At 60.1% G+C, this 20282-nt stretch carries 23 protein-coding genes and 1 tRNA gene; 16 read left to right on the top strand and 8 right to left on the bottom strand.

Annotated features, from left to right (window positions below):
* Positions 1-5 precede the first annotated feature (5 nt).
* Together NT131_06495 and NT131_06490 are read right to left on the bottom strand one after the other, a co-directional pair.
* A tRNA-Lys gene (locus NT131_06495) sits at positions 6-79 on the bottom strand.
* A 50-nt stretch (positions 80-129) separates the two neighbouring features.
* A complete protein-coding gene (locus NT131_06490) occupies positions 130-822 on the bottom strand; it encodes a hypothetical protein (GenBank protein ID MCX6651285.1) in 693 nt (230 codons plus the stop codon).
* A gap of 107 nt (positions 823-929) precedes the next feature.
* On the opposite strand from NT131_06490, the gene NT131_06485 reads away from it, so the two are divergent.
* The 7 genes from NT131_06485 (at position 930) to NT131_06455 (ending at position 7185) form a co-directional block, all read left to right on the top strand.
* Entirely contained in the window at positions 930-1226 is a 297-nt protein-coding gene (locus tag NT131_06485) for a DUF167 domain-containing protein (protein ID MCX6651284.1), read from the top strand.
* On the top strand, positions 1223-1639 hold the full coding sequence (locus tag NT131_06480; protein MCX6651283.1) for a Toprim subdomain protein: 417 nt from the start codon (positions 1223-1225) through the stop codon (positions 1637-1639). The genes NT131_06485 and NT131_06480 overlap by 4 nt, the downstream gene beginning before the upstream one ends.
* An 86-nt stretch (positions 1640-1725) precedes the next feature.
* The gene (gcvPA, locus tag NT131_06475) at positions 1726-3051 is read left to right on the top strand and encodes an aminomethyl-transferring glycine dehydrogenase subunit GcvPA (protein MCX6651282.1); all 1326 of its coding nucleotides are present in this window, start codon (positions 1726-1728) and stop codon (positions 3049-3051) included.
* Complete coding sequence (gene gcvPB, locus NT131_06470) at positions 3048-4505, top strand: aminomethyl-transferring glycine dehydrogenase subunit GcvPB (GenBank protein ID MCX6651281.1); 1458 nt, start codon at positions 3048-3050, stop codon at positions 4503-4505. Before gcvPA ends, gcvPB begins: the two co-directional genes overlap by 4 nt.
* A complete protein-coding gene (gene tmk, locus NT131_06465; GenBank protein MCX6651280.1) occupies positions 4502-5113 on the top strand; it encodes a dTMP kinase in 612 nt (203 codons plus the stop codon). Before gcvPB ends, tmk begins: the two co-directional genes overlap by 4 nt.
* A gap of 24 nt (positions 5114-5137) precedes the next feature.
* Positions 5138-6328 (top strand): bifunctional phosphopantothenoylcysteine decarboxylase/phosphopantothenate--cysteine ligase CoaBC, encoded by a 1191-nt coding sequence (gene coaBC, locus NT131_06460; GenBank protein ID MCX6651279.1) that lies wholly within the window; start codon positions 5138-5140, stop codon positions 6326-6328.
* Positions 6325-7185 (top strand): pantoate kinase, encoded by an 861-nt coding sequence (locus tag NT131_06455; protein ID MCX6651278.1) that lies wholly within the window; start codon positions 6325-6327, stop codon positions 7183-7185. Before coaBC ends, NT131_06455 begins: the two co-directional genes overlap by 4 nt.
* Positions 7186-7191: 6 nt before the next feature.
* Here NT131_06455 and NT131_06450 read toward each other — a convergent pair whose 3' ends face one another.
* Together NT131_06450 and NT131_06445 are read right to left on the bottom strand one after the other, a co-directional pair.
* Positions 7192-7485: a DUF357 domain-containing protein gene (locus NT131_06450; protein ID MCX6651277.1), complete on the bottom strand. Its 294-nt coding sequence runs from the start codon at positions 7483-7485 to the stop codon at positions 7192-7194.
* A gap of 1 nt (position 7486) precedes the next feature.
* Positions 7487-9133: an ATP-binding protein gene (locus tag NT131_06445; GenBank protein ID MCX6651276.1), complete on the bottom strand. Its 1647-nt coding sequence runs from the start codon at positions 9131-9133 to the stop codon at positions 7487-7489.
* A 147-nt stretch (positions 9134-9280) separates the two neighbouring features.
* Here NT131_06445 and NT131_06440 point away from each other — a divergent pair, with 147 nt between their 5' ends.
* Positions 9281-10135 carry a ribose-phosphate diphosphokinase gene (locus NT131_06440; GenBank protein ID MCX6651275.1) on the top strand — a complete coding sequence of 285 codons (855 nt, stop codon included), beginning with the start codon at positions 9281-9283 and terminating at the stop codon, positions 10133-10135.
* A 72-nt stretch (positions 10136-10207) separates the two neighbouring features.
* Positions 10208-11605, top strand: coding sequence for a proline--tRNA ligase (proS, locus tag NT131_06435; protein MCX6651274.1), 1398 nt, complete (start codon positions 10208-10210; stop codon positions 11603-11605).
* Here the strand turns inward: proS and NT131_06430 are convergent, their stop codons facing one another.
* Together NT131_06430 and NT131_06425 are read right to left on the bottom strand one after the other, a co-directional pair.
* Positions 11606-12511 carry a hypothetical protein gene (locus NT131_06430; GenBank protein ID MCX6651273.1) on the bottom strand — a complete coding sequence of 302 codons (906 nt, stop codon included), beginning with the start codon at positions 12509-12511 and terminating at the stop codon, positions 11606-11608.
* 66 nt (positions 12512-12577) lie between these two features.
* Positions 12578-12784, bottom strand: a complete 207-nt coding sequence (locus NT131_06425; protein MCX6651272.1) for a hypothetical protein — start codon at positions 12782-12784, stop codon at positions 12578-12580.
* 182 nt (positions 12785-12966) lie between these two features.
* Between NT131_06425 and NT131_06420 the strand changes: the two genes are divergently transcribed.
* From NT131_06420 to purQ, 6 genes are read left to right on the top strand one after another with little or no spacing between them, the layout of a single operon-like run.
* A complete protein-coding gene (locus tag NT131_06420) occupies positions 12967-13377 on the top strand; it encodes a zinc ribbon domain-containing protein (protein MCX6651271.1) in 411 nt (136 codons plus the stop codon).
* Positions 13378-13416: 39 nt separating this feature from the next.
* The gene (locus NT131_06415; GenBank protein ID MCX6651270.1) at positions 13417-14175 is read left to right on the top strand and encodes a tRNA (adenine-N1)-methyltransferase; all 759 of its coding nucleotides are present in this window, start codon (positions 13417-13419) and stop codon (positions 14173-14175) included.
* A 45-nt stretch (positions 14176-14220) separates the two neighbouring features.
* Positions 14221-14868 (top strand): MarC family protein, encoded by a 648-nt coding sequence (locus tag NT131_06410; protein ID MCX6651269.1) that lies wholly within the window; start codon positions 14221-14223, stop codon positions 14866-14868.
* A 51-nt stretch (positions 14869-14919) separates the two neighbouring features.
* Positions 14920-15159: a phosphoribosylformylglycinamidine synthase subunit PurS gene (gene purS / locus NT131_06405; protein MCX6651268.1), complete on the top strand. Its 240-nt coding sequence runs from the start codon at positions 14920-14922 to the stop codon at positions 15157-15159.
* Positions 15160-15164: 5 nt separating this feature from the next.
* Positions 15165-17474 (top strand): phosphoribosylformylglycinamidine synthase subunit PurL, encoded by a 2310-nt coding sequence (purL, locus tag NT131_06400; GenBank protein MCX6651267.1) that lies wholly within the window; start codon positions 15165-15167, stop codon positions 17472-17474.
* 5 nt (positions 17475-17479) lie between these two features.
* A complete protein-coding gene (gene purQ / locus NT131_06395) occupies positions 17480-18295 on the top strand; it encodes a phosphoribosylformylglycinamidine synthase subunit PurQ (protein MCX6651266.1) in 816 nt (271 codons plus the stop codon).
* On the opposite strand, the gene NT131_06390 is transcribed toward purQ, so the two are convergent.
* The gene (locus NT131_06390) at positions 18296-18970 is read right to left on the bottom strand and encodes a DUF120 domain-containing protein (protein ID MCX6651265.1); all 675 of its coding nucleotides are present in this window, start codon (positions 18968-18970) and stop codon (positions 18296-18298) included.
* Between the two features lie 132 nt (positions 18971-19102).
* Here NT131_06390 and NT131_06385 point away from each other — a divergent pair, with 132 nt between their 5' ends.
* The gene (locus NT131_06385; protein MCX6651264.1) at positions 19103-19927 is read left to right on the top strand and encodes a DUF2099 family protein; all 825 of its coding nucleotides are present in this window, start codon (positions 19103-19105) and stop codon (positions 19925-19927) included.
* Between the two features lies 1 nt (position 19928).
* Here the strand turns inward: NT131_06385 and NT131_06380 are convergent, their stop codons facing one another.
* Positions 19929-20282, bottom strand: a complete 354-nt coding sequence (locus tag NT131_06380; protein MCX6651263.1) for a twitching motility protein PilT — start codon at positions 20280-20282, stop codon at positions 19929-19931.

The raw sequence follows: 20282 nt of genomic DNA, 5'->3' as shown, positions 1-20282 counted from the left end.
GGGTGCGGGCCCGGAGGGATTCGAACCCTCGGCCCATCGGTTAAGAGCCGATTGCTCTACCTAGCTGAGCTACGGGCCCGGTAAGCCACGGAATCATATTTCCATAAATAAACATTGCGGACTCGACCGTCACTCGGCCTTCCGCCAGAAGGGCACGATCTCCTGCGCCTTCCCCCTCTTGATGAGCGCGCAGCCGATCGGCACTGGCAGATTGACCACGTCGTTCTTGTTCAGACGATAAGGACGATCTATCCCGGCAATCTCCGGCAAATCCTCCAGCACCCGGACCAACACCCTATCAAACGTCTTCGACGCATCAGCGTCATCTTTGGCGTCCTTCCCGTTCACCAGGTTCAGCGCTTGCCTCAGCTGCCCCTGGTCCACCGCCCCGCAGACGGAACCGACCTGAGCGCTCGGACGCGCTTCCGGCATCTTCCCCTCCATGGCCAGCTCTCTGCATTCGTTAATAGAGCGCAGCACCTGGTCGTACAGCTCCCGTTCCTCGTCTGTCAGTCGCCCCAGGTCGATCTTGGCCCCGGACGACGCTCGCGTGGCCATGGTGGCCACCTTGCGCATGCGCAGGAAGAATATCTGCTGCCCCTTGGTGGAGACCTTTTTGACCTCGTTGGCCAAAGTACCGGCTTTAAAGGAGTACGGATCGTTCTTTATCTCCTCTTCACTGGCCTTCTTGAGCCCCTCCAGGAACTCCCGGTACGCCGGGTAGAGATCACGCCTGACCTCCATGAGATCCTCGGTCTTCTGCTCCTTGCGGTGGACCTCCATGACCTCCTTGTAGTTGATCTTCTCGAGAGGCTGTGCCATCGCACACGGATTCGGTTGTTGATATAAGAAACTGACCTTGGCGCTCAAAAACTGGCATCCTGGCGCGCCTCTCAACGGTTAAGTAATCCCCTCGTCATTTCCGTTCCGTGGACCTATCCCAATGCCTGCGCCCCTCGGCCGAAGGCTCGGAGCTGGACATTATCGTTACTCCAAACAGCAGCAGCCCGGGAGTGCAGAGCGTCGACCCTTGGCGTCACCGTTTGGTGGTCAAGGTCGGAACGCCGCCGGAAGGCGGTAAAGCGAACGAGGAGGTGGAGGAGCTTCTCTCTTCTATTCTTAGCGTCAAGGTCACCGTCGTGCGCGGCCACCTGCAGCGCATGAAGGTCGTTTCCATTCCATTATCCCCAGATAAAGTGCGTTCCGTTTTGGGAGGGGTCAAATGACAACTTTCTCCGCCAAGGAAAGGCTGGATAAGTTGCAGTCCGTCGTGGACGAGCTGATAGCCCGCGACGAGGACGTCGTCATTTTGGTAGAGGGCATGAAGGACCGCGGCTCGCTAATCATCCTGGGTGTGCGCGGCGAGATCGTTCAAGTGCAGAGCAGCAACGGTTTGTTTCCCGTAGCCGAACGACTGGCTAGAGAGAACAAGAAGGCGATCATAATGACCGACTGGGACCGGAAAGGAGGACAACTGTGCCGCCTGCTCAAGAACGCCCTGAAGGCCAACTCCGTTCCCTACGACGACGTATTAAGGCAAAGAATAGTCACCGTCGCCCGGAAGGACATCAAGGACGTCCAGTCCCTGGCCTCGTTCTACTCCCGCCTGGTGCAAGAGGTTCAGGACCGGGGCGGCTGAACCCCTGTCATGACAAGGTTCTGCATGCCAGCGTCCCAGCCAGATAAACTATTTATCGGGATATCGGCGTAAGAGGACATGTTATCATGGCCTTGGACCGCAGGATGCTGGATGAACTGGGGATCGAGAGCGTGGACGAGCTGTTCTCGGACATACCGAACGAAGTGCGCATCGACGGGATCCCGTTGCCGTCAGGCAAGGGAGAGATGGAGGTCGTGCGCATCATCCAGAAAATGCTCTCTCAGAACCTCACCGCGGAGCAGGCGCCCTGCTTCCTGGGCGGTGGCATCTATCATCACTTCATCCCCGCGGCCGTCAGCACCATCACTTCCCGCTCGGAGTTCCTCACCTCCTACACGCCCTATCAAGCGGAGATCAGCCAGGGCATGCTGCAATCCCTGTTCGAGTACCAGAGCTTCATCTCTGAACTGACCGCCATGGACGTCGTCAACTCCTCCAATTACGATTGGGCCACCGCGCTCGGCGAGGCGGCCACCATGTGCCACCGCATTTCCCCGAAGAAAACGTTCCTGGTGCCGGAGGCCATGTCTTGGGACAAGAAATCGGTTCTGAAGAACTACGTCGCCGGCGCCGACCTGGAGATCGTGGAGTACTGCTATGACGCATTCACTGGCGAACTGGATATAGACGATATCAAGCAGAAGATGACACCCGACGTCTGCGGGCTGTACGCCGAGGTGCCCGACCTTTTCGGGATCATCGATTCTCAAGCTCCCAAGCTCAAGAAGGAGTTCCCCGACGTCCCGCTGGTCGTAGGTGTGAACCCGCTTTCGTTAGCGCTTGTTAAGCCGCCCGGCGAGTACGGCGCGGACATCGTCATCGGCGAGGGGCAGCCCTTGGGCTTACCGATGAACGTCGGCGGACCGCTTATCGGCCTCTTCGCCTGCAAGCTGGAGCACGTGCGCAAGATGCCCGGACGATTGATTGGATTGACAAGAGACCAGGAAGGGCGCCGGGCTTTCTGCATGACGCTGCAGACCCGTGAGCAGCACATCCGCCGCAGCAAAGCGACGTCCAACATCTGCTCCAACGAGGCGCTGATGGCCGTGACCGTGAGCGCCTACCTGGGCATGGTCGGTTCGAAAGGATTGCGTTCCATCGCCCGCATCAACATGAGGAATGCCAAGACGCTCATGGAACGCGTCAACGAGCTGGACGGTTACGAGGCGCCGGTGTTCGACGGTGCGCACTTCAACGAGTTCGTGGTGGAGACGCCGGTGCGCCCGGAGAAGCTGAACAAGATGCTGCTGCGCCACGGCATAATCGGCGGCATGCCCATGCAGAGGCACGTTCCGCGCCTTTCGGAGCACATGCTGCTTACCGCCACGGAAATGACCAGCGAGGCGGACGTGGACCGCCTCATCGTCGCCCTGAAGGAGGCTGCGCAATGAGCTACCGTCAGGCGCGCTACGACGAGCCGCTCATCTTCGAGCTGAAGGGAGAGAACGACTTCTGCCTGACCAGCGAGGAGGAGGTGAAGATCCCCGAGGGCATGGCCCGCGAGTCCTTGTGCCTGCCGGACCTCCCGGAGAGGGAGGTGGTGCGTCACTACGTCAACCTCTCCCAGATGAACTACGGCGTGGACAACGGGATGTATCCGCTGGGCTCGTGCACCATGAAGTATAACCCCAAGTACGCCGACAAGCTGAGCTCGTTGTCGACCGTGACGTCCGTTCATCCGTGCCAGGACGAAGATTCCATCCAGGGCGCTTTGCAGCTCCTACGGGAGCTGGAGAAGGCCCTGTGCGCCATATCCGGCATGGACGCTGTCACCTTGCAGCCAGCGGCCGGGGCCCACGGCGAGTTCACCGGGATGCTTCTGGCGAAAGCGTACCACACCGCCAACGATCAGCAGCGTACGGAGGTCATCATCCCCGACTCCGCCCACGGGACCAACCCGGCCAGCGCGGCCATGGCCGGCTTCACCGTCATCGAGATCCCGTCCGGACCGGATGGGTGCGTCGATCTGGAGGCGCTGAAGGCGGCGCTTTCCGAACGCACCGCAGCGGTCATGGTCACCAACCCTAACACTCTCGGTCTCTTCGAGAAGGATATAACGAAATTGGCGGAACTGGTGCACGGCGCCGGGGCGCTGCTCTATTACGACGGCGCCAATCTCAACGCCATCATGGGTATGACCTCACCGGGGATCATGAACTTCGACATCGTGCATTTCAACCTGCACAAGACCTTCGCCACGCCCCATGGCGGTGGCGGACCGGGAGCCGGACCTGTCGGCGTCAAGGCTTTCCTGGAGCCCTACCTGCCCATTCCCCGCATAAAGAGCGAGGACGGCAAGTATCGCCTCGATTACGAAAAGTCAGATAGCATCGGCAAGGTGCGCTCGCTCTACGGCAACTTCGCCGTGCTCGTCCGGGCCTACGCCTACATCATGGTGAACGGAGGCGATGGGTTGAAAGAGGTCTCGCAGAAGGCGGTGCTCAACTCCAACTACCTCAAGAGCAAGGTCGTTGGAACGTACGAGATGCCTTTCGCCCAGCTGAGGAAGCACGAGTTCGTGATCTCCGCGAAGACATTGGCGAAGGAGAAGGGGGTGCACGCGACCGACGTCGCCAAGGCGTTGCTGGACCGGGGCTTCATGACCCCCACCATCTACTTCCCCTCCCTGGTGGAGGAAGCGCTCATGATCGAGCCCACGGAGACGGAGAGCAAGGAAACGTTGGACCGTTACGCTCAAGCATTGATCGATATAGCCACCGGCGACCCCGCGGATGCGAAAGCATCTCCGCGCAACACGTCTATCTCCCGCGTGGACGAGGTGTACGCGGCCAAGGAGCTCATACTCAGCTGGAGGATCTACCAGCGCAAGGGGGGCAAGGCATGAGCGTGGGAGTGATGGGCGCGTTCATCGTACTGGAGGGCATCGACGGCACGGGCAAAAGTACGTTGAGCAAGAAGCTCAAGACCTGGTTGGAAGCGGATGGACGCAACGTCGTCCTCACCGCCGAACCGACCACGGACTGGCTGGGGATGGCGGTGCGCCGCGCTAACGAGGAGAACTTGGACCCGCGCACTGAATCGTTGCTCTTCACCGCCGACCGCTGCCAGCATACGATCAAGATAAGCGAGTGGCTGAAGGAAGGGAAGACGGTCGTCTGCGACCGCTATTACGGTTCGACCGTAGCGTACCAGGGGGCGGCCCTCGAGGCGGAGATGGGCGACAACGCTCTCGCTTGGCTGCTCAACCTCAACGGGCCTGTCGTCCGTCACCCGGACGTCACCATTCTTCTGACGGTCGATCCGGAGAAGGCCATGAAGCGCGTGGGCAATCGCGGCGAGCTGAGCAAGTTCGAGCGCGGCGAGTACCTGAAGAAGGTGCAGGAGAACTACCTCGTGCTCGCGGAAGAGGCTGGTTGGACGGTCATCGATTCCAGCGGGACCATCGCCGAGGTCTTCAAGGAGATCAAGAAGGCGGTTCAGGCATACGTTTAAATCGAGTCCTCCGAATTTAGACGCATGCATCCCTCCGAAGCGATCAGGGGCACCGGGTCCTCGTTGCTGAAAGGAAGGACCATAGTCCTGGGCATCACCGGCTCCATCGCCGCCGTGGAGTGCTTCGAACTTTCTAGAGAGCTCATGCGGCACGGCGCCCGAGTGATACCTGTCCTGACGCAAGAGGCACAGAAGCTGGTCACGCCCTGCGCCATGACCTTCGCCACCGGAGAGGAGGCGATAACGGAACTGGATGGCTGGGTGCAGCACGTTACACTTATGGGGGATACTCTCAGTCGGGCCGACCTCCTGTTGATCGCTCCCAGCACCGCCAACACCATCTCCAAGATCGCCTGCGGCATCGACGACACCACGGTGACGACGATGGCCACGGTCGCTCTGGGCTCGGGCGTTCCCATTCTTATCGCCCCGGCCATGCACGGAGCCATGTTCCACAACCCCATGGTGGCCGAGAACATGGAGAAGCTGAAGAGAGCCGGCGTTATCTTCGTCGGCCCGCGCCTGGAAGGGAAGAAGGCCAAGATCGCCACGTTGGACGAGATAGTGCACGCCACCATACGCCAGCTGGCCGCAGGGACGCTGAAAGGGAAGAAGGTCCTCATTGTCGGTGGCTCCTCCGCCGAGCATATGGACGACATGCGCATCATCACCAACCGCGGGACGGGCGAGACGGCCGTGGAACTGGCTCTGGCAGCTTATCATCAGGGAGCTGACGTCGAGCTATGGATGGGCCGCTGCAGCGTTCCGTTACCGTCGTTCATAAACAATAGGCGCTTCGAGGCCGTGGCGGACCTGGAGGGAATGATCAGGGACGTCAAGCATGACCTGGTGCTGGTGCCCGCAGCTCTCTCAGATTTCACATTGGACCACAAGGGGGGAAAGCTGCCCTCGGAGGCCAAGGTCACCACGCTGCAGCTGAAGAGCGTGCCCAAGATGCTCCCGCTCATCCGGAAGAAATGCGACAAGGTCATAGGATTCAAGGCCGAGTCTGAAGTGATGATAGAGGAGCTGGTGGCCGAGGCCCGTGCCTCCTTGAAGAGGAACGGACTGAAGGCCGTGGTCGCCAACGACCTGAAGGACGTCAAGACCGGAAGCACCATGGTCGTGTTCGTAAAACCAAAGGGGCAGGTCGTGATGGAAGGCAGCAAGTCGCTCGTGGCGCAAAAGATAATCGAGGAGATCTCCAAATTATGAAGGCGAAAGCGTTCTGCCCCGGACATGTCACCGGTTTGTTCCAGGTGTGCCAGCACGAGGATGTCATGGCCTGCGGCTCCCGCGGAGCTGGACTGAGCTTGTCCTTAGGCGTCATCAGCGATGTGGAGGTGACCGAGGGCACGGGGAAGATAGACACCTGGCTCAACGGTCTGAAGGTCGACGCGCCGGTCACAGCGCACGCGGTGCGCTCGCTTTTAAAGGACCGGCAGCTCGACGTGCAGGTGCGCAACGAACTGCAGTTGCCGTTGGCGCAGGGCTTTGGCACCAGCGCCGCCGGTTCGCTCTCGGCCGCCTGGGCCTTGGTACATCTGTTAGGACTATCGGAGAATGAGGCCTACGCCGCGGCGCACGCCGCGGAGATAGCCAACCGCACGGGCATGGGAGACGTTTCTGGCATAATGCGCGCCGGGGTGGAGATCCGTCGCAAGCCGGGGCTGCCGCCTATCGGTGACGTCAAGCGGATGAGCGGCCGAATGGACCTGATATTGACCGTGGTCGGCCCGTCCATACCGACCGCTGATATGCTGAGCAAGCCGAGCGTCCGCGAGCAGCTCAACGCCGTGGGCGCGGGCTGCGTGGACCGGCTCATCCAGGAACCGACCTTCGAGAACTTCTTCCGCTTGTCCAATGAGTTCATGGAAGGTTCCGGTCTGGCTACGCCCGAGGTCCGTCGCGCGGTCTGGGAAGCGAAGAAGTGGGGCTGGGCCAGCCAGGCCATGATCGGCAATTCCGTCTTCGCCACCGGGCCGGACATGGACCTTCTGGCCGAAGCTCTGTCTGCTTACGGGGAAACGTTCCGCTGCTCCGTGGACCTTAAGGGGCCGAAGCTCCTCTGAGAAAAATCACTCGTACAGGGTGAACAGCTGGTCGTCCTGGTCTACGTCAAATAATCCTATCCGGGCGCCGCAGTCCAGCCATCCGTGCGAGTAGTTCACCGAAGCGAACGCGTTCACGTAATCGCCCTGCTCGGCGAAGTGCACCGCGTCCGCGTAGTACGTCCTCGCCATTTCGAGGAACGATTCCGCCAGCTTCCGGTTGTACGAGCGCTCCGGCGCGGCCACCTTGACCTTGTCCAAGGCACGCTTCGTTATCGCCAGGTACTTGCCGAGATGCTCCTTGGAGATGGTGTCCCTCATCTCACAGCCTCTTGGAGGGGATGATCTCCACGCTCTCCCCGCCGTGCCGGCTCTGGCGTGGACGGACCTCCACGAACAACGGCATCTGGATGTTGCCGCCCATGACCAGGGCCACGCCTATAGGCAGCCGTTGGATCTCCATGTCCATTCCGGCCTGCAACCCTTCCACGGAGGCCACGATGGCCTTCAGGTCGTTGGGGTTGGTGACCTTGAGTATCATCTGGGTGTTGCACTGGGACAGCACGTTCTTATCGATCTTGGCCGCCCTTTGAGATATTATCGTCAGCCCGAGACCGAACTTGCGGCCCTCCGCCGCTATGGTGCGGAATATCTTGGAACAGGAGGTCACGCCCTGCTGGGGGCAGAAGTTGTGCGCCTCCTCGGCGATCATCATCATCGGCGGGACCTTGCCCTGCTTGCGCAGCTCGAACAAGGCCGTGCACAATCGGGTGACGATAAGCTCCTGTATGTCCGGCGGCGTCCCCTTCAGATTGATGATGGTGGTCATCCCTTGGGATATCAGCTCGTCGATCTTGGTGCCCTGCGGAGCGAAGATGTTCACCTCGTTCAGGTATGCCAGTTCGGCGATGAGAGTCTGGTTGTTGGCGTCCTCGTCGGACTCCAGCATGGCTATTATCTCTTTCAGTCCGTAGTCCTTCTTGACCGCCTTCAGGCCGTCTATCGCTTTCCGCAACGCGTTCAAATAGACTTTCCCGTTCTTGATGGAAGTGAGCGCTAACAGATCGCGGGCGTCGATGTTTGCCAGGGTGAACTTCAAAGGCTTGGCGCCCTTGTTGATCGTGATGTCGGTGGCGAACTCCATTATCTTGTCGGCGAAGCCCTGGGGCGTTACGCCGAAGTCCTTCTTGCCCGGCATCACCGAGCCGACGTCGCGCATGGCGCCGTACTCTCCGTGCGGGTCGAGAATGAGCACGGTCACGTCGTGCTTCATCAATTCTTCGACCAGATCGCCGCACAGGAAGCTCTTTCCGCCGCCCGTTTTGGCGAGAATGCTCACGTGCTTCTGCACCATGGCGTTGATGTCCACCTCGATGTTGATGTCGTAGCCGAACAACTTGCCGATGTACGCCCCGGTGGGCGTCCCTTCCTTGAGGCCAATGACATCCCTGATCAGCTGGTCCCTAGCCCGGTAGACCATGTCCCCGGCCTTGAACGGTGAACGGGGCACTTGCAACAACTTGCGCTCGTCCCGGTAACCTAGGATCGTTATCTGGGCGATGACGATCTCGTCGATGTCGACGGCCATGCCATCGCTTATCTGCTTCGCTTTCTCCAGCGTCAGGTCGGTCTTCCGTTCCATGTCGGAGACCTGACCCAGCACCCAGCCGTGCGATTGGTGCACCACCTGCACGTAGTCCATCTTCTGCAGGTCGCCTAAGACCCTTAGGTGGAAGGAGGTCGCCTGCACGTTGCCGTAGATGATGCCCATGCCTTCCAGGTGGCCGTATACCGGGTCCTCGAGGGTGTGCTTCGACGGTTTCCGTTCGCGGTGCACCACCTCCTCGTCCGGAGTGCCGACGTCCTCGACGTCGTCGTCCAGGACCTCTTCCTCTACGACCGGTTCCTCCTCGTCATCCGAGGGCAGGACAGCCTTACCGCTGGATTCTGAAATAGAATTGGTTTGCATTTCCCATCCGTTTGAGATATATGGCAAACACGATAAATAGCTTGGGGAGGACCGCAGCTGGTCCGTTAATATTGTTGCCGAGCGATGGCCCGAACGGCACCCAGGCCCGAGGAATCCCTTATTTATCGGGAACCTAATCTCCGGGCGATGAAAGTCATAGGCGGCTCCGCCTCCACCAATTTGGCCAAGGACCTGGCCAAAGAGCTCAACGGCGAGTATATCCAGGGCATCACCAAGACCTTCCCGGACGGCGAAACGTACGCGCGCATAGACCGCGAGGCCCTGCACGGCGAGGTGGTCATCGTGCAGAACTCCTACCCCAACGAGAAGCTGATCGAGCTTTTCCTTTTACAGGACGCCGCCCGCGCCTTAGGGGCGGAGAAGGTCACCTGCGTCGTTCCCTACTTTGGTTACGCTCGTCAGGACGAGCGCTTCAACCGCGGCGAGCCGCTCTCGGCGAAAGTCATGGTCGACCATATTCAACTGGGCGCGGACAAAGTTGTTTTAATCGACATCCATAACCCGGAGATCATGGAGTGGTTCACCAAGGCGGACGTCGTGGACGTGCACGCCGCCAATTGCGTGGCCGATTTCTTCAAGGAGTTCGGCGTGGACCTAGTGATCGCTCCGGACGAGGGCGCTCTGAAGAGGGCAGGATGGACCGCGGCTCGCTTGGGCGTCGATTGGGACTACTTGGTGAAGACCAGGCTGTCGGGGACGCATGTGCATATGACACCGAAGAACATCGACGCCAAGGGACGCAAGGTTCTCATCGTGGACGACATCATCTCCACCGGCGGCACGATCATCGCCGCGACGGAGGAGCTTAAGCGCCTGGGTGCCCGCACGGTCATGGCCGCCTGCACTCACGGTCTCTTCGTCGGCAACGCGCTGGACAACCTGAAAAAGTACGTGGACAAGCTGGCCTGCGCCAACACCCTGGAGAGCGAGGTCTCGCAGATCTCGGTCGCCTCGGAAGTGGCCAAGGCCATCGCGGAGTAGGTCTTCCTTCCTCGGCAAAACATTAAAACAGTACTGCCCATTCCGAATCCATCCGTACGTAGGGTGCTGCACATGAGGAAAGAAGAGGATTTCAGCGAGTGGTACAACGAGATAGTTGAACTGGCCAACCTCACCGACAAGCGCTACCCCATCAAGGGCATGAACGTCTGGACGCCCTACGGCTGGAAGATAATGCGTTTTATCGACACTTACATCCGCGAGGAGTGCGACGCTACTGGCCACGACGAGGTGTGCTTCCCGCTGCTCATCCCGGAGACGGAGTTCAAGAAGGAAAAAGATCACATCAAGGGCTTCGACGCCGAGGTGTACTGGGTTACCCACGCCGGACTGAACGAATTGGACGTCCGCCTGTTGCTCAGGCCGACCAGCGAGACGGCCATGTACCCGATCTTCGCTTTGTGGGTTCGTTCTCACACCGACCTGCCATTGAAGACCTACCAGCTGGTCAACACCTTCCGCTACGAGACCAAGCAGACCAGAGCCTTCATCCGCGTCCGCGAGATCCACTTCTTTGAATCACACACTTGCCACGTGGACGAGGCGGACGCCCAGAAGCAGGTAGAGGAGGACTTCGTCATCCTGGAGAACGTCATGAAGCACCTGTGCCTGCCTTACTTCCTGCTCCGGCGCACGGAGTGGGACAAGTTCCCCGGCGCCTACTACACCGTGGGGGTTGATACGCTCCTCCCGGACGGGCGCAGCCTGCAGCTGGGCAGCATTCACCATTACCGGGAGAACTTCTCTCGGCCGTTCAACATCACATACGAGGACGAGAAGGGCGAGCATAAGTTCGTGCATCAGACGACATTCGGCATGTCCGAGAGGCTCGTAGGCGCCGTCGTCGCCGTGCATGGGGACGATAAGGGCCTGGTGCTCCCGCCGGACATCTCGCCGTTCCAGATCGTGCTTATACCGATCCTGGCGAAGGGCAACGTGGAGAAGGTGACCGAGGAGTGCCAGAAACTGAGACAGGAACTGACCGCCGCCGGTCTCCGGGTCAAGCTGGACGACAGCGACGAGCGACCGGGAAGCAAGTTCCACACTTGGGAGATACGCGGCGTTCCGCTTCGCCTGGAGATGGGCATGCGCGATATCGAAGGGGGAAAGGTCGCCTACGCCCGCCGGGATACTGGCGGCAAGGGATTGCTGGACCGCGCCGACATCGTGGCCCAAGTCCGCCAGACCCTGCAGACCATCTCGCACGACATGCGCGCGAAAGCTTTAGCTGCTTCGAACGGGGCGATACAGGAACTGGACTCGCTGGACAAGATCCCGGAGAAGGTCGTTCGCTTCGGCTGGTGCGGCGAGGAGGAGTGCGGGCGCAGGTTCGAGGAGAAGACCGGGCTGAAGATGCTCGGTTCCCCGAACCTCAAGGAAGAGTTCCACGGCAAGTGCATCGTCTGCGGCAAGAGCGTGGAGAAACCGACCTACGCCGCCCGCTCCATGTGATCACAGGACCGCGGCTATCGGTATCGCTATCAGCATCAGTATGGTGGTCATCAGCCCGACGTCCGGGGCCCGCCCCTCGTTCCCTCCGACCAGGGTCTGCGTGTAATCGAGCAACGCGCCCAATATCGCCAACTGGACGCCGGCCAACAGCAGCCACTGGATGCCGAAGGTCACCCCGCCCAGGGTCATGGAGGTGGATAGGGCTATAGTGATTATGCCCAGCGCTCCGATGACCACGCTCAACACGATCCCAGCCCAGTTCAGCATGTTGAGCGCCCTCTCCGAACGCCCTTCCTGGCGTCGGTTGAATATGACCATCTCGATCAATCCGAGAGCGACCAATATCACACCCGCGATGGTCATGAACTCCGGACCGGTCCTGAGCTTCGCGTGAATGTTAAGTGTGGCCCTGAGGCCGAAGATGACGATGCCTTCGATGATCACCAGGCAGGAGGCGAACATGCCCAGCCATTCCATCCAGCCCATGTGGGGGTCCTCCAGCGGCACGTAGTAGGAGAACACGAAGGCCAATAGGCCGAGCAGGAAGAGCTGGGCCCCGGCCAGCACCACCCAGTGCTTGCCTAGGTAACCGATGCCCTCCACGTTCGCCGGGACGGCGATCAATATTAGCATCAGAGATGCCAGAAGTATGATCACGGCGGCGGCGATCTGCAGCCGCTTGACCGTTCCCTCGCCCATCTTCTTCTTGAACGACGGGATTATGGGAACGAACATCAGAAGTCCCAGGAGCAGCAGGACGACGCCGACGAGCATGGCGGCCATCTTGTCCAGGGTAAGCACGTCCACCAGCTCGACCCGGCCGGCCATGTCGATAATTACGGCTCCCTCGACGGCAATGAGCAGGCCCATGAGATAAGGCACGAACCAGCTGCCAATTTTTTTCATGCTGTTCACTCCATGAGCGTATTGCACTCACTATGCATAAGATTTACGAGAAAAAGAAATGGTGATTCAATTCCGGTACCTGGTCAGGAGGTACCCGAATATGCCGAAGCCCAGCAGTATGATGAAGATGGAGTAGACCCCCATGTTCTCCGCGGCGAACAGGTTCCAGCTGCCGTAGGAGATGCCCCATACCCAGTAGAATATTATCGCTGTCACTATGAGCAGCAAGGAGAATACCTTCAGCGTCCTCTTAGGGTAGGCGGACTCGGCCATCGGGCGTCAAACGTGGTCGGCCTATTAAAATCTATTTCCCCAGAACTGCCTGATACATCCCTATCCTGCGGAATACTGGCATGGGCGTTTGCGGAGAGGACCTCCATCAGGGACGGCGTACCGTCATCTGCCGAAAAATCAATTTGATATAGGCGCATACCCATGATGAAGAACAGGATGGGATGTCATTGGATGGTTGGATACCGATAGTGCTGTGGCTGGGCATAGGGGCGATCGTGGCCCTGTACCTCTACCGGCGCATGGACATGGAGGGTAAGGTGGTGCGAACGTGGCTGATCGTCGGCCTCCTACTGTCGATACTGGGGCTGCTGCTGTTCCTGGCCTTCCGCTCCTGGAAGGAGAAGGGGCGGGACAAGGCGGTGGACCCTAAGAGCTACCAACCACCGGAGTACAAGATGAAGGGGGCGGAGGAAGCGTCCAAGGCCGAGAAGCCGGCGGAGGAATCGAAGTCTGAATTTAAGAAGAAGGAAGTGCAGCAGATCGAGGGCATACCCCGCTGCCCCGAATGCGGTGCGGCCATCTCCAGTTCCGACAAGAACTGCAATGACTGCGGCGCCAAGCTTAAGGACTGAGGCGCAACCCTTTAATCGCCCCGGCAGGATGACCTACTCATGCTGCCGGAGAACTCCCTTGTGTATCTTTTGGACGAGAAGGGCAAGCGGACCTGGGTGGTCCTGAACAAGGGAATGCTCAAGCTGCCCGGCATGGGCGTGGTGGACGGGGACCGCTTGCTGACGGCGGAGGACGGCACCGAGGTGACCGTGGCGGGGAAGAAATTCTGGCTGCTGGTGCCTGGAGCGTCCGAGATGATGTCGTCCGTTGAACGCGGTGCGCAGGTCATCACCCCCAAGGACGCGGCGACGATCCTGATGGAATTGAACGTCAAGTCCGGGGACAAGGTCCTGGAGGCCGGGGTGGGCTCGGCCGCGCTTACCATAGCGTTGCTGAACCAGGTGCGGCCGTGGGGGAAGGTCATCTCCATGGAGATCCGCCCGGAGTTCGCCGAGAAGGGCAAGCGCAACGTGGACAAAGCCGGTCTTGCGGACGCCTGGCGCCTGGAGATGGGCGACGTGCGCAAGGACCGCCTGGACGTGGTCGTCGACGCCGCCGTCCTGGACATTCCGGACCCCTGGGACGCCGTGGACAACGTCTCCTCTATGCTCCGGAACGGAGGGCGCTTCTGTGCCTACGTGCCAAACACCAACCAACTGGAGGAGGTAGTGCGCCAGCTGCGCAAGAAGGGCTTCGTGGAGATACGCAGCTACGAGAACCTGCAGCGGGAGATGGTGGTGCACGAGATGGGCGTGCGGCCGTCGTACGATACCTTGGGACACACTGGATATCTCGTTTTCGCCCGGAAGGTCTCCTGATCCGTTCGCTTAATTCTTATATAGCCCTATTCCTCTCGCCACATCATGGATGTGGCCTTCGCCGTAACCGCCTTCGCCTCCATATTCGCCATCATGAACCCGGTGGGCAACATCCCGGTGTTCGTGGCCATCACCGAAGGTTACAGCGAAGAGCTGAAGAAGAAGGTCCGCATCAAGGTCTGCCTGGTCGCCAGCGGGGTGCTGGTGATATTCGCCCTTTTTGGCAACTACATCTTCGACCTGTACGGCATAACCATCCCGGCCTTCAAGATAGCCGGTGGCATATTGCTGTTCTCCATCGCCTTCACCATGACCCGGGGTCAGATGACCAAGGCCAAGATGACCGATGAGGAGGCCCAGGAGGCGTCTGAGAAAGAGCAGGTTGGCGTCGTCCCGCTGGGCATACCGCTCTTCGCCGGCCCCGGCGCCATCACCACCGTCATGATCTACGTGAGCTACGCCCTCGATTCTTCGGACGCCACCTTCGACTTCCTGTCCATATTCATCGGCATCTTCGCCACCGTTATCATATCATACTTATTGCTGAAGTATGCTGAACCCCTGTTCACCAGAATGGGGAAGAGCGGCGCGATGGCCTTCACTAGGATCATGGGCCTGCTCCTCGCGGCCATGGCCGTGGAGTTCATCCTCTCCGGCACCTTCGAGTCCGTCTCCCAATATTGGAACATCTAGGGCGGGGCAGAAGATTAATTACGGGAGGGGCATTCCTCACCCGGTGCATCCATGGTTGTGGCAGAGATAAGGATCGAGCTGAAACCGGGGGTCGCTGACCCCGAGGGCAAGAACACCAAGAAGGCCCTGGAACTGCTTGGATTCAATGACATCAAGGGCGTGCGCTCCATCAAGATGTTCGAAATCGAGATGGACGCCGACCCGGTCGTCGCCCGCAAGGAGTGCGAGGAAATGTGCCGCAAGCTGCTGGCCAACCCGGTGATCCAGAAGTTCAGGGTTGACCTCAGGTGAAGGTCATGCCCCTTGACCACCTGTTCTTCAAGCGCGACGTGCCCTTTCGCCTGGTGGAAATAGACCTGGCGAAGGCCACGGACTATGAGCTCAAGGTCCTGAGCAAAGAGATGGGCCTTTCCCTTTCACTGGACGAGATGAAGCGCATCCGCGACCATTTCGTTTCCCTTAAGCGCCGTCCGACGGACGTGGAGCTGGAATCCATCGCTCAAGCGTGGAGCGAGCACTGCTGCTATAAGTCTTCCAAGGTCATCCTGCGCGAGCATATCTTCGGCATCAACAATCCCCGGGTGCTCTCCAAAGGAGACGCTGGCGTAATGGAGTTCGACGACGAGTACGGCTACGCCTTGAGGATCGAGAGCCACAATCATCCCTCTGCAATAGAACCGTACGGCGGCGCCGCCACCGGCATCGGCGGCATCGTGCGCGACGTACTGTGCATGGGCGCCCAGCCTATAGCGCTGATCGACCCCCTGTTCTTCGGGCCGATAGATTATAAGGGCGAGCTGCCCGCTGGATCGAAGACTCCGAAGTACCTGGTGAGCGGCGTCGTCGCCGGCATCCGGGACTACGGGAATCGCATCGGCATCCCGACCGTGTGCGGCGGCCTGTACTTCGACGAATCATACCTGGGCAACTGCCTGGTCAACGTCGGCTGCGTCGGCATCGTCAAGAAGAAGGATCTGCGCAACAACGCCGTGGGCGGCGTTGGCGATTATCTCATTTTATGTGGCGGCCGCACCGGCCGCGACGGCATCCACGGAGTGACGTTCGCTTCGGCCGAGCTCAGCTCCAGGTCCGAGGACGAGAGCCGCGGGGCGGTGCAGCTGGGTGACCCGATAACGAAAGAACCGCTCATCCATGCCTGCCTGGAGGTTAACTCCCTGGGCCTCATCAACGGCATGAAGGACCTGGGAGGCGGCGGGCTCTCCTGCGTCGTCGGCGAGATGGCCCTCTCCGGCGGCTGCGGCGCGGAGGTCCAGCTGGATATAGTTCCACTAAAAGAGAGCGGGCTGGCTCCCTGGGAGGTCTGGGTCTCCGAGTCTCAGGAAAGGATGATGTTGGCGGCGTCGGAAAAGAACGTCAAGAGGATACTGGATCTGTTCGCCATGTGGGACGTGGACGCGACGGTGGTCGGCAAGGTCGTCCCCGGGAACGAGGTGACGTTGTTCTGGCAAGGCACCCAGGTCTTCAAGGTGGACCTGGATTTCCTGACGAAAGGACCTGAATACTGCAGACCGTGCAAGATTGAGACCAGATCGTCGACCACTAAGCACGTCAGGCCCAAGCTGCCTTCCCTGAAGAAGATCATATTGGAACTGCTGGCCGATCCGAACATTGCCAGCAAGGAATGGGTGTTCCGCATGTACGACCACGAGGTGCGCGGGGGGACGGTCATCAAACCGGCGTCCGGGGTCGTTAACAAGACCGGACCTTCCGACGCCACGGTCATCAAGCCTTTGCCTGATAGGGAGCGGGGATTGGCTTTGGCATTGGGCGTCAACCCCTGGTTCTGCGGCCTGGACGCCTACCGCGGCGGCATGGCCTCCATAGATGAGGCGTGCCGTAACATCATCGCCGTGGGCGGTTATCCCGATTCTTTCACCGATTGCCTTAACTTCGGAAATCCGGAAAAACCGGAGCGTCTGGGTGAGTTCAAGCAGGCCGTGGCCGGCATGGGCATGCTGGCGAAATATCTCGACCTGCCAGTGCCGTCCGGCAACGTCTCGCTGTACAACGAGACGGCCCGTGGCTCGGTACTTCCCACGCCGACGGTTCTTGGCCTGGGCATCGTGGAGGACGTGCACAAGTGCGTCACCACCGACCTGAAGAAGATGGGCAACCTGCTCTACCAGGTCGGAAAAAGCAAACGGGAGTTCGGCGGGTCCGCCCTCTACCGCAAGTACGGTGGGCAGGGCGGCGAGGTGCCGGACGTCTCCCCAGAGCGTTTGAAGAGGTCGATGGACGAGCTGCACGGGTGCATGAAGAAGGGGCTGATCGCCTCCTGCCATGACATTTCCGACGGCGGCCTGGCCATAACGGTCGCCGAGATGTGCCTGGGCGGGGATGTAGGCGCTTCCTTGACCTGCGGTTCCAAGATGGACCTGTTCTCCGAGAGCAATACCCGCTGGGTGGTGGAGATCGAACCCTCCAAGGAGAAGCAGTTCCTGTCCAGCATGACCGTGCCGGTGACGAGATTGGGCAAGGTCGGCGGAACCTCGCTGAAGATCAAGGTCGAGGATGAGAACGCGAGCGTCTCCCTGAGCGAGATGCGGAAGGCCTGGAGCGGCGCGCTCCCGAAGCTGATGGGGTGAGCAAGATGAAGGACGTCAAGGTCTGCGTGTTGAGGATAGAGGGCACGAACTGCGAGGACGAGGCCTTCCAGGCTTTCAAGACCGTGGGCGCCACCCCGGAGAAGGTCCATCTGAAGCAGCTGTTGGGGCAATGCCCTTCGGACCTGAAACGGGACCTGAGCAGTTACGACATTCTTATGCTTCCAGGCGGGTTCTCCGCCGGCGATTACGTTCGTGCTGGCGCCATCTTCGCCGCTCGCATGAAGAGCGGGCTGAAGAAGGACATCATCTCCTTCGTCGACGCCGGAAAGCCGGTCCTCGGCGTGTGCAACGGCTTCCAGATCCTGGTGGAGCTGGGGCTGCTGCCGGCCATGGACGGAACGATGTCCGAGGTGCCTGAGGCGGCGCTATACACCAACGACTCCGGCCGCTTCGAGTGCCGGCCCACGCTGCTGAAGCAGGAGAAGAGGGGGAAGAGCGTCTTCACCTCCGAGATGCCGCAGGGATCGGTGGTATTGATCCCCTGCGCCCACGCCGAAGGGAAGCTCATGTTCCCCCGGAGCAAGCAGAAGAAGATGCTGGAACGATTGCTGGAGAACGACCAGGTGGTCTTCCGTTACGTGGACCCGGAAGGCAACTACGCCGGGTACCCCTGGTGTCCCAACGGTTCGTTCTACAACATCGCCGGCATATGCAACCCCGCCGGCAACGTGCTGGGCATGATGCCCCACCCGGAGAGAGTGCTGAAAAGGGAGACCCACCCTGATTGGAGCAGGACCGAATGGAAAAAGGAAGGCGATGGGTTGTCCATCTTCCGTTCCGCGGTCAAGAGCGTAAGGTGATCAGAAGTTCAGGTGGATGCGGACCTCGACCGGGTCCCCGTCCTCCAGTCCGAGCGTGCGTCGCAGGTGGAACTTGCAGATGATCTCAAGTATGTCCTCGTAGTGTGAGCGGGACGGGAGAACCACGGCGCATTCCACGTTCTGGATGCTGGCCGGTATGCAGTGCACGTCTCCGAAGGTGCGCCCGTTCCTTTCGAACCCCTCGATATCGATGGTGCGTCCGTTCCGCAGCGTCTCGATCTTGTGCCGTTCGGTCGGAAGCAATTTGACGTTCAACGTGCCCTCGTAGGGCTTGAACCCTAGCTTGTCGCGGAACTGTTCCATGTAACCGGGCTGCGTAACGTAGTACTGCCCTTCGCCCATGCCCTCGATGACGCTGCCCTTGATGACCATCTCGTCCTTCAGCTCGAATATCTTCTGGTACTCGATGTACTCCTTGCGCAGCATGTCCGAGCCCTTGGAGGTTATCCGGATCCTTTGCCTTCGCGCCCCCAGGTCCCGCTCGATGAGCTTGTCGTCGAGCAGCTCGAGGATGCGCTTGGAGGCGGACTGCTGGGACATATCCAGCATGTCTCCCAGCTCTCTGGAGGACAAGGCGACGTAATCGTGCAATCCACCCATCAGAGCGATGCGCCGGAGGGCGGTAACGAACTTCTCGTCGTTCTCGGGCTGCAAAGGTAACATCTCCGCGCTCCGCTACTATTCATTCCGTAGCAGAGCACTTTCTTGGTTATCAGTTGTCGCCATTAAAAACTTACTAGCCTGTTCTTGGGAGGATTGATATCCGCCGGCATCTTTCCCCTTTTAATGACCAAGGACCGGCACGTGATGGAGGCTTTGGGCAAGACCAGAGTGATCATCGAGGATGGCAAGGTGGTGGAGGTCGGTGAACCGCAGGTGGACTACTGCCCCCTGTTCTTCAAGCACCGGGGCATCGAGAAGATCACCGCCGAACTGGTGCGCCAGAACATCGAGTTCCGCATCAAGGACTTCGGCATGTGCGCTCCCGGGCGCAAGATGCGCATGCGGGACTTCCTTTCCTTCGGAATATCGGAGCTGATGGGCATGTGCGTGGCGAAGGGCATCCTGGACTGCGCCGTGGTGGTCTGCGACGGTTCCGGTACGGCCATCGTCACCGACCCGGAGCTGGTGCAGGGCATCGGCGGGCGCATCTCCGGATTGGTGGAAACGTCTCCGATCGACAGCGTCATCGCGGCCATCGGAAAGGATAACGTACTGGACCCCGCCACCGCCCGCATAGACCAGGTGGCCGGGGCGCGCCTGGCCTGGGACCTGGGCTTCCGCAAGATAGGCGTCACCGTGGCCAAAGGCAACGACGCCGTTCTCATACGTAAGGAGCTGGGGGAGAGCGTGGTGCTCTTCGCCGTGCACACCAGTGGCCTGGACGAGGGGGAGACGAAGATGCTGCTGGACACTTGCGACGTCGTCACCGCGTGCGCCTCCAAGCACGTGTGGAGGATGGCCAAGGAGAGCGATGCCATGCAGGTGGGCACCAAGGTGCCAGTGTTCGCCCTGACGCAGCTCGGAAAGGACATCTGCTCCGTGCGCCTTCAGCAGATGAACCTGAAAGCGAAGAACGGTCCGGAGGACCCGCCCCGTCCGCTGATCTGATTCACTCTTCTATGCACAGGCGCTTGCGCGAGCGGAGAAAAACGGCGCGCACGCCTTCCTGCCTCATCTTGCGCCGCAGGATGTAATCGTTGGTGACCACCATGGCGCCCAGGGCCTTGGCCACCTCCAGGACGCCTGCGTCGCCCTGCGTGGAGGTCTCGTAGCGCTTGTATTTGCCGGCCAGCATGAGCGCGGCCTTGGCGTGCTTGCTCCCCGACCTTTTCAGCTCGCCGATGACCGGGCCGGGGACGTACGCTTCGAACTCCCCGAAAAGACTGGCCAGTTCCAGGTCCAGGTTCATCTTGAACTCGAAGGGCATCAACAGGGCGTTGGTGTCCAGGACCACCTTCTGCAT

The sequence above is a fragment of the Methanomassiliicoccales archaeon genome (assembly GCA_026394395.1).
Classification (GTDB): Archaea; Thermoplasmatota; Thermoplasmata; order Methanomassiliicoccales; family UBA472; genus UBA472.
The sequence above is the reverse complement of the archived record's forward strand: the minus strand, read 5'-3'. Positions and strand labels throughout refer to the sequence as shown.

What these genes read in the sequence shown, in the direction of transcription:
- NT131_06490 (MCX6651285.1), bottom strand. Translation starts at nt 822, where the DNA reads ATGGCACAGCCTCTCGAGAAGATCAACTACAAGGAGGTCATGGAGGTC.
- NT131_06480 (MCX6651283.1), top strand. Translation starts at nt 1,223, where the DNA reads ATGACAACTTTCTCCGCCAAGGAAAGGCTGGATAAGTTGCAGTCCGTC.
- gcvPA (MCX6651282.1), top strand. Translation starts at nt 1,726, where the DNA reads ATGGCCTTGGACCGCAGGATGCTGGATGAACTGGGGATCGAGAGCGTG.
- gcvPB (MCX6651281.1), top strand. Translation starts at nt 3,048, where the DNA reads ATGAGCTACCGTCAGGCGCGCTACGACGAGCCGCTCATCTTCGAGCTG.
- tmk (MCX6651280.1), top strand. Translation starts at nt 4,502, where the DNA reads ATGAGCGTGGGAGTGATGGGCGCGTTCATCGTACTGGAGGGCATCGAC.
- coaBC (MCX6651279.1), top strand. Translation starts at nt 5,138, where the DNA reads ATGCATCCCTCCGAAGCGATCAGGGGCACCGGGTCCTCGTTGCTGAAA.
- NT131_06455 (MCX6651278.1), top strand. Translation starts at nt 6,325, where the DNA reads ATGAAGGCGAAAGCGTTCTGCCCCGGACATGTCACCGGTTTGTTCCAG.
- NT131_06450 (MCX6651277.1), bottom strand. Translation starts at nt 7,485, where the DNA reads ATGAGGGACACCATCTCCAAGGAGCATCTCGGCAAGTACCTGGCGATA.
- NT131_06445 (MCX6651276.1), bottom strand. Translation starts at nt 9,133, where the DNA reads ATGCAAACCAATTCTATTTCAGAATCCAGCGGTAAGGCTGTCCTGCCC.
- NT131_06440 (MCX6651275.1), top strand. Translation starts at nt 9,281, where the DNA reads ATGAAAGTCATAGGCGGCTCCGCCTCCACCAATTTGGCCAAGGACCTG.
- proS (MCX6651274.1), top strand. Translation starts at nt 10,208, where the DNA reads ATGAGGAAAGAAGAGGATTTCAGCGAGTGGTACAACGAGATAGTTGAA.
- NT131_06430 (MCX6651273.1), bottom strand. Translation starts at nt 12,511, where the DNA reads ATGAAAAAAATTGGCAGCTGGTTCGTGCCTTATCTCATGGGCCTGCTC.
- NT131_06425 (MCX6651272.1), bottom strand. Translation starts at nt 12,784, where the DNA reads ATGGCCGAGTCCGCCTACCCTAAGAGGACGCTGAAGGTATTCTCCTTG.
- NT131_06420 (MCX6651271.1), top strand. Translation starts at nt 12,967, where the DNA reads ATGTCATTGGATGGTTGGATACCGATAGTGCTGTGGCTGGGCATAGGG.
- NT131_06415 (MCX6651270.1), top strand. Translation starts at nt 13,417, where the DNA reads ATGCTGCCGGAGAACTCCCTTGTGTATCTTTTGGACGAGAAGGGCAAG.
- NT131_06410 (MCX6651269.1), top strand. Translation starts at nt 14,221, where the DNA reads ATGGATGTGGCCTTCGCCGTAACCGCCTTCGCCTCCATATTCGCCATC.
- purS (MCX6651268.1), top strand. Translation starts at nt 14,920, where the DNA reads ATGGTTGTGGCAGAGATAAGGATCGAGCTGAAACCGGGGGTCGCTGAC.
- purL (MCX6651267.1), top strand. Translation starts at nt 15,165, where the DNA reads ATGCCCCTTGACCACCTGTTCTTCAAGCGCGACGTGCCCTTTCGCCTG.
- purQ (MCX6651266.1), top strand. Translation starts at nt 17,480, where the DNA reads ATGAAGGACGTCAAGGTCTGCGTGTTGAGGATAGAGGGCACGAACTGC.
- NT131_06385 (MCX6651264.1), top strand. Translation starts at nt 19,103, where the DNA reads ATGACCAAGGACCGGCACGTGATGGAGGCTTTGGGCAAGACCAGAGTG.
- NT131_06380 (MCX6651263.1), bottom strand. Translation starts at nt 20,282, where the DNA reads ATGCAGAAGGTGGTCCTGGACACCAACGCCCTGTTGATGCCCTTCGAG.